This is a genomic window from Xanthobacter sp. NM-59 (assembly GCF_021401125.1).
Taxonomy (GTDB): domain Bacteria; phylum Pseudomonadota; class Alphaproteobacteria; order Rhizobiales; family Xanthobacteraceae; genus Xanthobacter.
On the sequence record NZ_JACBFQ010000008.1, the window covers coordinates 72,830 to 86,660 of the forward strand.

Annotated in this window: 14 protein-coding genes; 1 reads left to right on the forward strand and 13 read right to left on the reverse strand. The window is 62.8% G+C overall.

What is annotated here, in order from left to right; all coding sequences use genetic code 11:
- Positions 1 to 298 precede the first annotated feature (298 nt).
- Genes L0966_RS14840 through L0966_RS14865 form a run of 6 tightly spaced genes read right to left on the reverse strand, consistent with a single transcriptional unit; the run spans position 299 to position 4,063 of the window.
- The gene (locus L0966_RS14840) at positions 299 to 1,072 is read right to left on the reverse strand and encodes a lytic transglycosylase domain-containing protein (protein ID WP_234052727.1); all 774 of its coding nucleotides are present in this window, start codon (positions 1,070 to 1,072) and stop codon (positions 299 to 301) included.
- Positions 1,069 to 1,563, reverse strand: coding sequence for a DUF736 domain-containing protein (locus L0966_RS14845; protein WP_234052728.1), 495 nt, complete (start codon positions 1,561 to 1,563; stop codon positions 1,069 to 1,071). The genes L0966_RS14840 and L0966_RS14845 overlap by 4 nt, the downstream gene beginning before the upstream one ends.
- Before the next feature lie 34 nt (positions 1,564 to 1,597).
- Positions 1,598 to 2,143: a S26 family signal peptidase gene (locus L0966_RS14850; RefSeq protein WP_234052729.1), complete on the reverse strand. Its 546-nt coding sequence runs from the start codon at positions 2,141 to 2,143 to the stop codon at positions 1,598 to 1,600.
- A complete protein-coding gene (locus tag L0966_RS14855; protein ID WP_234052730.1) occupies positions 2,140 to 2,658 on the reverse strand; it encodes a DUF2840 domain-containing protein in 519 nt (172 codons plus the stop codon). The genes L0966_RS14850 and L0966_RS14855 overlap by 4 nt, the downstream gene beginning before the upstream one ends.
- A 58-nt stretch (positions 2,659 to 2,716) precedes the next feature.
- The gene (locus L0966_RS14860; protein ID WP_234052731.1) at positions 2,717 to 3,793 is read right to left on the reverse strand and encodes a replication initiator protein A; all 1,077 of its coding nucleotides are present in this window, start codon (positions 3,791 to 3,793) and stop codon (positions 2,717 to 2,719) included.
- Positions 3,794 to 4,063, reverse strand: a complete 270-nt coding sequence (locus tag L0966_RS14865; protein ID WP_127520390.1) for an AlpA family transcriptional regulator — start codon at positions 4,061 to 4,063, stop codon at positions 3,794 to 3,796.
- A 457-nt stretch (positions 4,064 to 4,520) separates the two neighbouring features.
- Here L0966_RS14865 and L0966_RS14870 point away from each other — a divergent pair, with 457 nt between their 5' ends.
- Entirely contained in the window at positions 4,521 to 4,808 is a 288-nt protein-coding gene (locus L0966_RS14870) for a DNA -binding domain-containing protein (protein ID WP_234052732.1), read from the forward strand.
- 17 nt (positions 4,809 to 4,825) lie between these two features.
- Here the strand turns inward: L0966_RS14870 and L0966_RS14875 are convergent, their stop codons facing one another.
- The 7 genes from L0966_RS14875 to L0966_RS14905 form a co-directional block, all read right to left on the reverse strand.
- Entirely contained in the window at positions 4,826 to 5,305 is a 480-nt protein-coding gene (locus L0966_RS14875) for a DUF2285 domain-containing protein (RefSeq protein ID WP_234052873.1), read from the reverse strand.
- A gap of 88 nt (positions 5,306 to 5,393) precedes the next feature.
- Positions 5,394 to 5,609 carry a transcriptional regulator domain-containing protein gene (locus tag L0966_RS14880; protein WP_234052733.1) on the reverse strand — a complete coding sequence of 72 codons (216 nt, stop codon included), beginning with the start codon at positions 5,607 to 5,609 and terminating at the stop codon, positions 5,394 to 5,396.
- Positions 5,610 to 5,803: 194 nt separating this feature from the next.
- The gene (locus L0966_RS14885; RefSeq protein WP_234052734.1) at positions 5,804 to 6,331 is read right to left on the reverse strand and encodes an antirestriction protein ArdA; all 528 of its coding nucleotides are present in this window, start codon (positions 6,329 to 6,331) and stop codon (positions 5,804 to 5,806) included.
- A gap of 211 nt (positions 6,332 to 6,542) precedes the next feature.
- Positions 6,543 to 8,465: an ATP-binding protein gene (locus L0966_RS14890; RefSeq protein ID WP_234052735.1), complete on the reverse strand. Its 1,923-nt coding sequence runs from the start codon at positions 8,463 to 8,465 to the stop codon at positions 6,543 to 6,545.
- A gap of 39 nt (positions 8,466 to 8,504) precedes the next feature.
- Entirely contained in the window at positions 8,505 to 11,003 is a 2,499-nt protein-coding gene (locus L0966_RS14895; RefSeq protein WP_234052737.1) for an ATP-binding protein, read from the reverse strand.
- Entirely contained in the window at positions 11,000 to 11,215 is a 216-nt protein-coding gene (locus L0966_RS14900; protein WP_234052738.1) for a hypothetical protein, read from the reverse strand. Before L0966_RS14900 ends, L0966_RS14895 begins: the two co-directional genes overlap by 4 nt.
- A gap of 22 nt (positions 11,216 to 11,237) precedes the next feature.
- Entirely contained in the window at positions 11,238 to 13,829 is a 2,592-nt protein-coding gene (locus L0966_RS14905; protein WP_234052739.1) for a DEAD/DEAH box helicase family protein, read from the reverse strand.
- Positions 13,830 to 13,831 lie beyond the last annotated feature (2 nt).

Genomic DNA, 13,831 nt, shown 5'->3' on the forward strand with positions numbered 1-13,831 from the left:
CGAAACCGCCGAAAACAGGCCGATATGGGCCTATGGTGCCGCTCGAAACCCTGCAAAGCCAAGGCTTTGCACGAAATCGCGGCACGCGGTCCCTCAAAACCATGGTGCCGGAACCGGGCACCTAACCAGTGTGCAGACAACAATAATTTCCAGAAGCGGCCCGACATGGTGCCGTCTTCTTTAATCTTGCCCTCCGCCCTTTCTGCCTTTTCTGCCCCTCCTGCCGGGATTCCAGCCGGGCACAAACCTGCCCAACCGGATGCCGAAGCCAGCGCCGCCGAGCGCGGGAACGCCGCCCTCATGGCGTTCCCCCTTCGCTGGCGCTCGCTACGAAAATGCTGCCGTCCTGCGGCTCCGCACGGGCGGGATCGCGCGCCGGAACGGCAGCGCGGGCGTCACCTGATTGCGCCTTGGACGGCGGCGCGGCGGCAACCCGCGTGTCGGCCGGGCGCATGACGAATAACGGTGCCTCGCGCCAATCGGGCGGCGGTGCCGGTGGTTGCAACGGCGCATCCGATGGAGCCGCGCCGCCAAGGATCGGGGCGAGCGCGGCGACATAGGCGCGTGTCTCGGCGGGAAGCGGGCGGCCCGTCGCGCGGTGCTCGTCATAGCGGCCGGGGCCGGCGTTATAGGCCGCCAGCATCGCCGCGACATTGCCGTAGCGGTCGAACATCTCGCGCAGATAGGCCGTGCCTGCGAGGATGTTGTCGCGCGGGTCGTAGGGATCGCGGCCAAGGCCATGGCGGACGCGCAGGCCCGCCCATGTGTCGGGCATCACCTGCATCAATCCCATCGCCCCGGCCGACGAAACCGCGCGCACGTCGCCCGCGCTCTCGGCACGCAGCACGGCGCGAATCCAGTGCTCGGGGATGCCGAAACGCTGCGATGCATCGGCGATGTGGGCCGCATAAGGATGGGCGGCGGCCGGGCGCTCGACCGACGCGGATTGCGCGACAGCGACGCCCGATCCGATGCAGACGGAAAGCGCCCCCGCCAGCAGCAGGACGGCATAATGCCATGCAGTCCTGTCTCCGCTTCGCCGCCAGCCTGCCAGCGTGCTCGCTGCGGTCAAGGGCAAGGCGCAAGCGCCGGCCGATGGCCGCCCCTGACCTTCGCTGCGCGCGCCGGCCGTCTGGTCGCCGAGCGGGACGAAGGGATGAGACGGCTTTCCCGCGAACAAAGGGATGCCGATCTTTGACCGGATAGCGGGCCGGACGCGCGCGGCCGCCATTCCTCATCCTCGATCTTCCGGGCGTGCTTCCAACGCAGGGTCCAGACCGAAGGGGCGTCATTGGACTGGAACAGTTTGGCGCGGACCGGAGACGGGAAGATCGGCCCCTCCAGTCTCATAGAGACAAACGCGCCAGCGTTTTCGCTGGAGTCTTTCCATGCGGGGCCGGCGTCCGGGCCGTCCTCGCTATCGAGGCGCACGCGATAGTCGGGCGCGTTCTTCACGTCGCTCGGCTTGGCCGGGACGATGAACAGCTTTTCGCGGAGGCCGAACGAATGAAGCTCCCCGGCATAGCCGGTTTCGGTGCGGGTGAAGGTGCCTATTTCTGCCATGGAAAACTCCTGTGCTTGGTTCGCGGGGGTGGTTTCAGTGCGTCGGCGCGCGCCACTCGTAGCGGCCGACGCCTTCCTCGTCGGTCCAGAGCGGGACAGCTCGGCCGATGACGGAAGCTGCGGGGATGGGTCCGAAATTGCGGCCGTCGAGGCTGTCGCGGACTTCCCAATTCATGAGGAAAAGCTGGTCGTGTCCGATGACGCGGCAGCCCTGCCAGACGGGCAGATCGCGGCCGAGGCTGTCGCGCTCCAGCGCCTCGCCTATCTCGGTTCCGTTCACCGTGATCGTGCGGCCGGTGCGGCAAACCTGCTGTCCCGGCAGGCCGACGACGCGCTTCAACAGCGGGACGTCGCGCGCGATATAGCCGCGCTCGATCATGAAGGTGGCGAGCGGTTCTGGCGGCATTACGGCGACCAGCTCGGGCACCTCGATCCGGTCGGCCGGCTCGACGGTGTAGAAGCCGATGGGTGCGCTGGCGGTGGCGTTCCAGATGAGTTTCGTCGGCGTTTCGACCGCGCTGGCGGCGGCGATGCCGATGACGGCGAGCACCGTCATCGTGAGGATGCGGCGGCGCGTCATGGGGCGATCCTTTGGCGATGAAGCCACGCGGCATGCCGCTCGGGCGTGTAGGGGTGCGGCTCCATATTGGCGGTCAAACGGTTGTGGACGTGCCGCCAGTGATCCGGCGAGGCATCGGCCGGATCGAGGCCGAGCGATTCCACGGCGTCGATGGCGGCAAGCGCTCGCTGCACCTTCGTCCAGCTATCGAGGCGCAACAGGATTTCGCCGCCGGGGCGGACGAAGGGCAATGTCTGGAACGGCTCGCCCCTGCCGATGGCCCGCACAATGTCGATGCGGGAAACAACTGTGCCATGGTCGCCGCTCGCCCATCGCACGAAGGCAAAGACGCTGCCCGACGCGAAACCGACAACGCTGCGGCGACGGTCGATGATCTGCTCGTAGCTCTTGCGGCCGAAGCGTATCCAGTGCTCGACCTTGCGTTTCTCGAAGGTCAGCTCGACCAATGTGGTGAAGGGCGCAGGCCCGTCCGGCAGCGGACGGCCGTGCGCGCTGCGGTAGGCGCGACGGGTCATTGCTCGTCTCCGGTGATGTGCTGGGGGCTGCGCGGGCGCAGCGCGTCGAGCGCGGCGGTCATGGCTCGCCCCTTCGGGCAGAACCGGCACCCCGCTTCGCGTGCGCGCGCGTCAAAGAAAAAGAGTTAGATTCTCTGTTAGATAAGTTAGTGGCCGGATTCTGCGTTTCAGGCCAAAGCGTTAGCTGCGGTTCGTGCGCCTGATGTGCCGATAGTGCTGCGCCTGATGTGCCGATACCCCGTGCGCCTGATGTGCCGATGGCTTTAACAGGGTTATCAACAGTGCCTGTTGATGAGTTTCCAGGGCGGATGCGCAGCAGTTCGTGGCCGTCTTCCCGCTCGATCTGGAGTAGGTAGCCGGGGAGAGGTTGGCGGATCGCAATCCGGCGCAGATCAAGCGCGAAGTCGGACGGCCGCGCGAGGCTGCCGGATTTCTGATGAAGGTGCGCGACCTCGAAAATCCAGCCGTGGCGCTGGTGCCCGGCGTGCTTTCGGGCGACGCGGTAAAGCCACCGCTCGATGCCGCCAGTCAGCCGGAAATAGGCCGGGTCGATGGTCAGGACCAGCGAACGGTCGATGACGCTGTTGTAGAACCATTCGGGCAGGACGAACTCCATGCCCTCGACGCGGCCGGCGCGCGTCGTCATTTCCTCCCACTCGTTGATCCATGAGAATTGCCGGCGACGCCAATGCGGGCCGTTGCGGATGGTGGTGGCGATGACGGTCGATTGCAGCCGCGCCAGCGCGGCCTTGAGCAAAAGATATTGCCGGTTGCCGGTCGGTCGCCCGATGGCCCGCAACAGATGGTAGGGCGTGAAGCGGACAAAGCGCGAAGTGGCGAGGCCGTCATTCTCGGCCGCGACGATCTGCGAAGCCGCCCATATGAGCACATCGGCGTCCCATATGGTCGCCATGCCGTGTTCGGGCATCCCGAACACCTGCACCTCTATGTCGGCGGCCTTGTAAAGAATCGGCTTGGTGCGCGGGGTCTTCGCCAGCGAGAAGAACGGCCGTTCCATCAAGTCGCGCTGGTCGCGCGGCGGTGCGTCGCCGGTTGCGACCACGAAGGGGTCTAGGCGGCTGCGCTCGCTGTCCTCGGCTGGCTGCGCGGGGTCGTAATCGTCCTCGCGCAGCATCTAGCAGTCGCCCCGTTCTTCGGGCGTGAGCGGCCGCGCGGGAAAGACGGTGCCAGCGGTTTTGTCGCGGGTGGATTTGCGTTCGCCGACCGCGCTCCAGTCTTCCAGATCGCGGACGGTGTAGAGGACACGGCCACCGACCTTGCGATAGGTCGGTCCGGTGCCATAGGTGCGATGCTTCTCAAGGGTTCGGATGGATATGCCGAGGAAACGCGCGGCTTCCTTGGTGCGCAACAGGCGCGGCGGCAGGCCCGCAAGCGGGTTGGCCATGGATCACCTCCAGTCGGGATTGGGCTGCCGGGACGACAGCGGACTGTGGCGAACCATGGCGATGGATCGGCGGCGCGTAGCGTGCCGCATTTGCGCCTATGCGCAGGCGGCACCCCCTATGGGCGGCTCGGCTAATAGTTGAGGGATTTCAGCGACTCACCGCCTGCCTCACCGATAGGCAAAGACAATCGCGAGCGGTTCGGCTAAGAATGAAAGCGGAGCAGACGCGCTGCTCTGGGGCTTAGTAACCCCTGACTAGCGGTTGGTGCCGGCCGTGACGGAACCACCATCCTCGAACCTTATGGTCGGGGAGCCCATGGCGTATGTCCAGGGCTTCTCGCCTAAAGGTCATGGGGCCGTCTAGTCACGGTTACTAACTCCCCGATCACCAGGTAGAGGGGCCAATTGCGGGGGCGCACCGCAAGCTAGGCTCTCTGGAACTTTAGGGGGAATGGCTATGCGGGTTCCCGTCGAACTCGATCCCGATGTGGATGACGAAGCGCCGACCGGCGACACCATAACTGCCTATGACGAACAGCATTTCGTGAGCTATCTGCGCCTTCTTGATGCCAAGGCCGAGGGCGCGGACTGGAAGGAAGTCGCGCGGATCGTGCTGCACCGTGATCCGGTCGCCGACGAACTTCGCACCCGCCGTTGCTGGCAAAGCCATCTCGAACGCGCGCAATGGCTATCGCGTGAAGGCTATCGGAAAATTCTGGAGCAGGCGGCAGCCAACAAGGCGTAAGGGCCACGCCAGCACGATCAACGCTTGGCGGGTTTGATCGGGTAGTGAAGTAGCAGGCGATAGCCGCCTCGCATCATCCTGATACCATGCGCGACCAGGCGGCGGGCCTTGTTCTTGCGCGGGTCGTTCTCGAAGTCCTCCTTGGTGCCTTCAAAGCCGAGCAGGATTTCGGCGATGGTGCGATAGCTCTCGCCATGCAGCCGGGCGTCGAGCGCGCGCAGCGACAGGATATGCCATTGCCGAAGTTGGACGGGAACGGCACGGAAGTCGGGACCGGGCGCGCGGCCATTGAGGGACCGCCAAAGACGGCGGGCCGCGTGGGCGCGCAGTTCCAGAAACGAATCCATCGGCAACGTGACGGCGTAGAATGCGGCGGCATCGGGCACGGCATCGGGCAGCCAGAATTGATGCGCGACGCCATCCACCTGCCAGATACCGTGCCAGCCATCGGCAGCTGCGCGCAGGTCGAGGCCGTCGAGATGTGCCAACGTCAATATCGGTTCGGTGTCGTCGTCCTTGTGATCGACGGGCGACAACCTCACGGCTTGCGGTTGAAGGCGCGGGCTCCAGATCGGCGATTGCCGGTCATGCGGTGCGTCGGGATCGCACGGGAAATCGCAACCCCCAGCGATGCGCGAACGCTTCAAGGTCGCGGCTACCCGGCTGTCCGGTCAATGCGATGGTCTGGCAGTCCCGACGATATTCGTCGTTACGGCGCAAATATTCCCAAGCGAAGCCAGCGGCTGGAATGTGTTTTGTGTGCCCGTATGCCGCCGGAGATCGCCAATCGATGCTGAGCATGGCGTCACCTCCCCAAGCCGGGATGCTGGGCAGCGCCCGGCAAAAAGAGGTTCAAGGATCACCGGAAATATAGAAGCCGCTCAAAGCAGATACCTTGAGCGGCTAACCCGATCATTCTTTGGTGTTTTTAGCTTCGCAACAGCTGGTGCTTTCGAGATGCCTGCCCGTATCAGCACGGACAGGCAGTCATGTTTTCACCTGTTGGAAAACACATGGACCTCGCCGTGCGCCGTCTCGATAGTGAACAGATCGCCGCCCATCTCGGCGTCGCGCGCCATCCCCTCCCAATCGACGTAGTAGCGCAGCGCCTCGGGGATCATGACGCTCTCGGTGGTCAATTCCTCCATGTAGTCGGCGAGGCTGGCGAACTGACCATGATAGCAATCCTCCAACGTGCATTCGGCTTGGTCCATGTCGCCGCTGAACTGCTCCAGCAGGCCCGCGCCAAGTGCGCCATGCTCTGCGATGAAAGTGGCCAGCCGCGCCACGGTGTTGATGCCGGCATATTCCGAGATGCTGACGCCCTCGAAGCCCTCGTAATCGTGAATGGCGTATTCCTCCGCGTCCTCGACAGGGGAACGGGCAAGCATCGCGGCAATCGCGTCCCTAATCTGGTCCGCGTCCTGATCCGCGTCGATCCAAGCACCATGCAGAAAACCGTTATTGTAAGCTGCAAGACAGGCGACATAAATGCGGGGGCTGCTGTCGGATACGTTGGTCATGTCTCTGATCCTCGGGTCTGAAGGTCAGCGAAGCGGAACGCCGCGCCTGACCTTCTGGCCGTCGCCGAGACCGGGTGTGCAAACGGAGGGAGGCTTCGCGGGGAACCGGCTGCACGGAGCGCGGCACGCGCGAAGGAAGCTGGGCGGAAGCCTTTCGAAGTGCGCCGAGGGCAGAGCCCTAAGTTACCGAACTTTTTTCCTGCCAGATCAACTACACGTCGAAACCACCTTGGCGTGCGATTGGCTCTTTCACGAAGCTGTCGGCATCCAAGCCAGCTTGGCGCAGGAATGGTGCCTCGGAAAGCCGTGCATACAGATTAAGCATCCGAGTTTCGGCACGTCGGATAAATGTTTCATAGGCCATGGGGATAATCTTGGTCCGCCCTTCCTCACGGACGCCTTCACGCGGCGTTAGTCGCGATCCCAGGACAAAACAGGTCACACGCGTAGAATCGTCGATCAATCCGTGAGTCTGCAATTCAACGACATACTTCCATGCTTGGTTCTTCTGATCCATGCCGATAGGAATGCCGGGCCGCTTCAACTCGACAACAATCAAGTGCTCCACGCCAATAACTTCGTGCTGCTCATCGAACGCGGGGCGGGCAAACAGTCCTACACTGCCATCGGGTAGAATAACGAAGTCGGGCCGGTTCAGGCTGCCCTGTGCGGTTCCGCCAAGCAACCGTCTGATAACCTCCGACATGCCGCGATTCGACGTGAACTCGATGCTTTCGAACTCAGGACCGAATACCCATAGACTCCGCTCAATAAGAGGCTGAAGCTCGCGGACTTCATCGGCGCGTTCATCGCGAAGCTTTTCGTGCAATTCGCCGATCAGCCTCAGTCGATTCTGGATTTCATCTAGAGCCAGCTTAGCGGTCGCGACGCTCCAATCTGCGAGAATGCCGTCCAATTGGTCCAGCTCGCCTGGTTGAAGGCCATGCAGTCGCGCCAGCAAGCTGTATTGGGACGACGACGCCTCCAAATTAGCAAGAATGCCAGCCACTTGATCAATCTGTTCGGGAGAGATGCCGGGGCAGGTATCGATGACTTGATCGACAAAGCTGTTCCACCGCTCACGCGCGCTCGGAGCTATCCTGACGACGGTCGAAGCATAGCGTTCGCGAACCGCCTCCTTGGCTTCCGAACGCCGCTCGAAATTGAACGCAGCAATTTCTTCGCGAATTTTGTCCTGTACGGCGATCTGGGTCTTCTTCCAGATTTCATTGTTGGGCTGGAACCCCGACCAGTCTGGCAGCACGGCATCGCTGTCCGCCAAGAAGTCGGCAAAGACGATGAACGTAAAGCGCTTGGCTTCGCTCGTCCGCCCGTCGAGCACGCGTTCATAGTCGGTGCCGCGCCAGCCGCAATCACCGACCAGCCGGTTGTTGACATGCCAAGCGATGCCGTGCTGCCGCGTTGTCCGGTCGGCCCGCTGCGAGTCGATCATGAGGATTGCCGCACGACCGATATCGGGGATATCGACGAAGCTCTCCCGCAAAAAATCCTGGGGAATGTCATCGAAAGTGACGGGCTGGCTGTCCACCGACACCTTGAAGTTCGGGTCTGTCAGAAAGCGTGTTCCAAGCACCTCTCGAACATCAGCGGCGCTAAGCCGTAGCCGCGTCGATTCTACCGCGCGAATTTCCACACCGTGCCCGGTGCTCTGTTCACGCTTAATGATTTCCCAATCGAAGGGGCGCTGCCCGCCCCTGGAAACCCGATAGGCTACTTTTTCGCCAGCGGCCTCTATGATTATTTCATAGGGATTGGAGAAGGCGAAGCCGCCGTGCCGCCCTCTACCATTGCGTCCGTATACTCGGCGCGGCGCCAGTTCGGAGAGTTCTGTGGGTGGTGAGACATACTCGCCCTCGGCCTTTACCCGATTATAATCAAAGACGCCCCAGCGCTGCTCGAACTGCGCGGCGGTCATGCCGCGACCGTTATCCTTAATCGAGAATTTCCGGGCACCGTCATTTGTCGGCCAAGTTATGTCCACCTCTGTCGCGTAGGCATCCCAAGCATTCGCGACAAGTTCGACCAAGGCGACCGAAAGATCAGAAATGATCGGTCCAGCATGGCGGTCCAAGAAACGCTGATCAAATGCCAACAACTGCTGTTCGGATGCCATCGCCCACTCCCCCTTCGCCTTCTTTAGCAGTTTCGGCGATTACTGCCGATCAAGTCGTCGATAATATTTCCGCTGATTGTTGGCAGGATCGGTCCAGCAGAAACAATCGGCAAGCGCGTCCACACTTTGCAGAACGCCGAGCAAGGCATAGGCGTTGAACGGATTGCCTGCGCCTGTCTCATAGTGGCTGACATAGTTCGCCATGATGGAAGGCATGTGGTGGTTCTGAAGGTCGGCCACCTGTTGAGCGGAGAGGACGCAGCGCCCCGCCGCCTGATAGAGCGCGACCGCCGCCGTGATCGCGTCCACATACGTGGACAAGGTACGCTTGTCGCCCCGCGTCGCGTAATCGGGCGGCACCGGAACCTCTAAACGGGTGATGATCTGGCCGAGCTTGTATTCAAGATACTGGCGGACAAACGGTTCACCGATATCTATCTGCCCCGCATTCAGATATTGCTCAGCCTGCGCCTTCAGGCGATCCGCCTGTTGCGTGGCGATCATTAGCCGCCCACGGGGCGGCATGCCTTGTAGCTTTTGGTGATTCCACTCCGTCGTGCCGTTGAGCCGGTCAAAATACTTCTCAAGGCTCGTATCATGGCTGAGGATGATGAATTGAAGTCCGCCGGGCAGACCGTTCGCCGCGCCAAAGCGCAATTTCGTCCGGATCGTATCCATCAGGCTGAACTGATGTCCGGCATCGAAACTTGACGTCACATCATCCAACACCATGAAGCGCGGTACGCCCTGTTGCCGGGTAGCCGCCGCCATGAAGATGGAGGCGGCGACGGCATTGCGGTAGCTCTCCGACAGGAGCGCCCGCGCGCTTTGGTTTGGAAGGCCGAAGAAATCGGCGAGCTTCAAATCTACCTGTTCGGTATTCTGCGCCCGGTTCAGCGTCGGCCGCACGTCCGGACCGCCGCGCACCAGATGCCCGAAAAGCTCCTGACAACTAGCCTGAATATCCGTGATGCGTGCATTGGCGAGCGCGCTTTCCGCCGTTGCGAACTGCCCGGCTACGTTCGTGATGAACGTCTTCCAGCGATTGAGCTTTGCGAGCTTGGCCCGTTTGGCCGCGAGCGCCGGAAGAGTCCGCTCGTATTCGCTCATGGCGTCGCGGAATTGCTTGGCCTGCCCAAGGGTGCGGGTGACGGCGACCAGCGACGGCGGCAAGCCGGCTTGCAGCGTCGCTATCTCGGCATTGATTGCCGTGAGCACGTCAACCCGCTTCGCTTCGAGCGCGCCAAGCGCATCCTTTGCGCGTTCCAGGTCCGCCGTCGAAACCGACGACTGGCGCGCGGCCAGCGTCAGGACCGGCGCGATGCGATCAGCGTCCACAACGCCAAGACGCGCCTGCTCTTCAAGCTGCCGGAGCTTGCCAACGCATCCCGCGCTCTGCACCTGCCGTTTCAGCTCCGCGTCGAGCTGATCGGCCTCGTCGTAAAGCGCGATCTTCGCTTCCAGTTGATCCTGAAGCGGCCCGTCGCCAGCCTTTTCGCAGACAGGGCAGACCTTCGGATCGTGCCAGTCCGCACTGTTCACAACCGACAGCGCGCTTTTCAGCAAGGCGTGCAGGCTGGCGGCACCGACGTTGCGCATCGCATCATCGCGCGCCTTGGCCGCCGTCACCAGCGCGTCGATCTCGGCAAGTTCCGCCGCCGAGACCTGCAAGCCGCCGAGCGTCGTGACGGCGGTGTTGAGGCCGTCGAGAGTTTTCCGCGCCGCGCCGCCTTCTTCCTGATCGACGATCTTTTCAGCGGCGTCAAAATCGAAGTCCATCACCGAGGCGTTGGCGAGCAACGGCGTGAAAAGCGCGATGCCCGCCAATCCGGCCGTCACCTGCGCTTTCAGCGCGGCTGTATCCGCCATCTGGCCACCGGCCACGCCGGTCACTTCCTGATGCGCGGCGAGGATGCGCTGTTCAACAACCACCAAGGCGCGGTTTTCGGCGGTCACTTCGGTGTCAAGCGTGGACAGCCCAAGATCGCCATTGATGTTGCGGGTGTTCTTGGCCCCGTCGAGCGCCTGCCGGAGCTGGGAATACCGGCTCATGCCGACCAGCGAGGCGAAGGAGCGCCCGCGCTCCAAGGCCGAGCAGTCCACGAGGGAGGCAAAGCGCGGGTAATCGACCAGCACGAAATCCTCGCAAAGATCGGCGAGGAAGCTGTCCGGATCGGCGTGGCCGGAAGGAGACGTGACGACCCGTCCGCCCGCCGCCGTCCGGGTGACGGTGATCGACACATCGGGCGTGCCGTCATCGCTCTTGAAAACAAGGGCGACCGTCGCCTGTTGCGCCGGATGGAACTTGTTGACGATGTAACTGGCGCCCTGTTCGGCGTCCTGCATCCCTTCCAGGCGCGGCACCGTGCCGTGCAGGGCAAAGTGCAGCGCTTCGAAGATCGAGCTTTTTCCGACCCCATTGGGCGCATGGACGGAATTGACGGCATCGTGCTTGAACTTCAGCACGAGGGGATCGCCGTCATTATTGATGCCGCGAAATCCCTCAATGGCGGCGGAAGCTAGAAAATACCGGCTCATGCCGCAGGCCCTTCCGGCAGGCCGTCGAGCGCGGCGAGGATCGCCCGGTTGAACTCCTGAACGGCCTGACGGGTGCGCGTCGCATCAACGTCGCGCGCCAGCAGGGCCAAATTGTCGAAAAGAATGCGGGCGCAATCGGCATCGATGCGCTCCGCTTCCGCCCGGAAACGGGCAAGGTTGTCCGAGAATGACAATGCCGAATCAAATTCCATACGCCCCCCCAATACCGCGCCGTCAGAGATACGCGGGCAGTTTCGCCTTCCATTCGCTCATCAGGATCAAGGTGCCTTCCACGGTCTCGCCGTTATTGACCAGTTCCAGCTCGCCGACCGGAGTTGCCTCGTCCCATTCGAAATGGTCCGAGAGGAACGCCAGCGCCTCGCGCTTGTACGCCGTGTCGAGGTTGTCGAGCTGGTCGCCCTTGGTTTCCAGCACAGTGATCCGCTTCGCTTCGCCATCGCGCTGCACGGCGAAGATGAAATCCGGATAGATTTTGGCCTTCTTCCACCCCTGAATGCCGTATTGCGTCCGCGCGACATTGCGGTGCCACCAGGCCAGAGTCTTCTCACCGTCGAGATACACCGCCACATCCCGCTCGTCGCTGTTCAGCTCGTTCTCGTAGACCGGCGCGAATAGACTCTTTTCGAGCGGGCCGCCCGCGCGGTTCAGGAGCTGGCGCGCGTTCTCCGGTTCCGTCGTTTCGATGCTGAACGGCATTCGCCAGTTGCGGCCATCGAGCCGCAAGCGGAACTGGATGCGTCCCGCCGCTACCTCGGCCTTGAACAGGGCTTCGGCGCGCGCGTTCCGCGCCGCTTCGAGGCCCTTGCGCAGCTCTTCCACGATCAGGCTGGCGAGCAGGCCGAGCTTTGCGTCATCGAAACCCCGCGCCCGCAGGGCCGCAACCGTAGCGCCGACAATCTCGCGGCCGACGAAGGGATTCGGCACGATGTCGGAAATCATCCGGACAGCATGCGCCGGATCGAAGGCGAGGATTTCCGCGTTGGCAGTTACCGTCTCACCGACGAACAATTCGTCGCCGTCCTCGGCAAGTCTGATCCGTTGGAGCTGGCTTTCCGCCGCTTGGGCGTTTTCGGGTACCCGATCCGCGATGTTCTGCGGATCGAAGCCCCGCCAGTCGAGCGCGGAAAGCACATCCGTCTCGTAGTCCAGCTCGCGCGCGTCGCCGCTTTCCACCACCATCACCTTGGGCAGGTAGATTTCCGTGGAGGCGAAAGCCGGGCGGCGATTGATCGTGCGGGCCGTCTTGCCGGTCCCGCTCTTGTCGTCCTGCGTCACGCGCAGGACCAGATCGCCGAGGCCGTCCTGTTCGAGGCCGTCTTTAATGGCACCGACGACCGTCGCGGTATCGGCGTGATGCGTGATGACGTGGCACTCGTCGAGCGCTTCAACGTCCGTCTTGAGCGCGCCGGGCTGGCGGAGAATGCGGCCGACAAGCTGGGTCATGGCCTTGAGGTTGGCGCTGGCCGCAAGGCTGCACAGTACATAGGCGAAGGGGCAATCCCAGCCCTCTTGCAGAGCCTGTTTCGTGATGATCGCCCGCACGCGGTTGGTGGGCGACAAGAGGTCCTGATTTTCCGGATCGTTGAGATCGTTCTGCTGGGCGGTTTTGATCGCGATTTCCGCCTGATCGAAACCTGCCGTCAGGAGCCATTCCTTCACGTCCTCGGCGTGGATATGGCCGCTTTCGCGCTGATCCGCGCCCGTGCGCTCGACCTGGATCAGCATGATCGGGCGAATATAGCGGCCCGTATCGGCCCGCAGTTGCCGGGCTTCGGCATCGAGCGCGTTGAGCTTGGCAAGCGCCGCGTTCAGCGTCGCCTTCCAGTCATTGCCCTGCCGGGGATCAAGGTTGAGCGGCATCTTTATCATGCCTTCACGGTCCAGCTCGCGCCCCGTCACTTCCACCAGCACATTGGCATAGCGGCCTTCGCGCGGATTGCGGCCGCCGCGCGGCTGCACATCCTGGGGCGTGGCCGTCAGCTCCAGCACGAAACACGGGTTGAATCCGTAAAGCGTGCCGAAGGCGAGATCGGAAATGGCGCGGTGGCCTTCATCCATCACGACCACGGGCCGGATGATCCGAAGGGCGTTCCCGAGAGAATCCTTCACCATCGGGAACATGCCCGTATAGGCGGAGAGGTTCGGGGTGCGGTCGATGGCGGCCTGATGCGCCTGTTGTTCGCCTTCGGGCGGGAAGAAGCCGTGCACGTCGCCCCGGTCCTGAAACATTTTCAGGGAATCCTGCGTCTCGCGGTTCGCGGATTGCAGCATCAGCAGCATGACGCAGAGATTGGTTTCCACGTCCCGCGCATCGAGCCGGTCCGTTTTCTCCATGATCTTCACGCGTCCCGCCGCTGCGCGGTCAAGCGCTTGACGATAGGGGTGCTGTCGATCCTTCAGGTGCCTGAGGGTCTGCGTATAGATCGCCTCGTTCGGCACAATCCACAGGACGAAGCCGGCGTTGCGGTCGAGATAGCGGCCCATCACCCGCGAGACGGCGGAGACGGCAAGCCATGTCTTGCCGCCGCCGGTCGGCACTTTCAGCACGGCGTTAGGTACGGGCCGCTCGCAGCCGTCCATGCGCGGCGAGAACGGTATCGCGGCGCGGGAAGCAGGCAGCTTGCCTGCCGTCTTCATGGCTTCCCAAGCCTCTTTCGCGAAATCCGGAATGGCAAGGCCAAGGTCCGGGTCTTGCGCGGCGAGGGCCGCCACCTTGTCGGCGCGCGCCTTCTTTTCCTTCAAAAAGTCGAGATAGTCATCGAGCGTCTTGATGACGCGGTCCTGATAATCGAGTTGGCGAAACACGG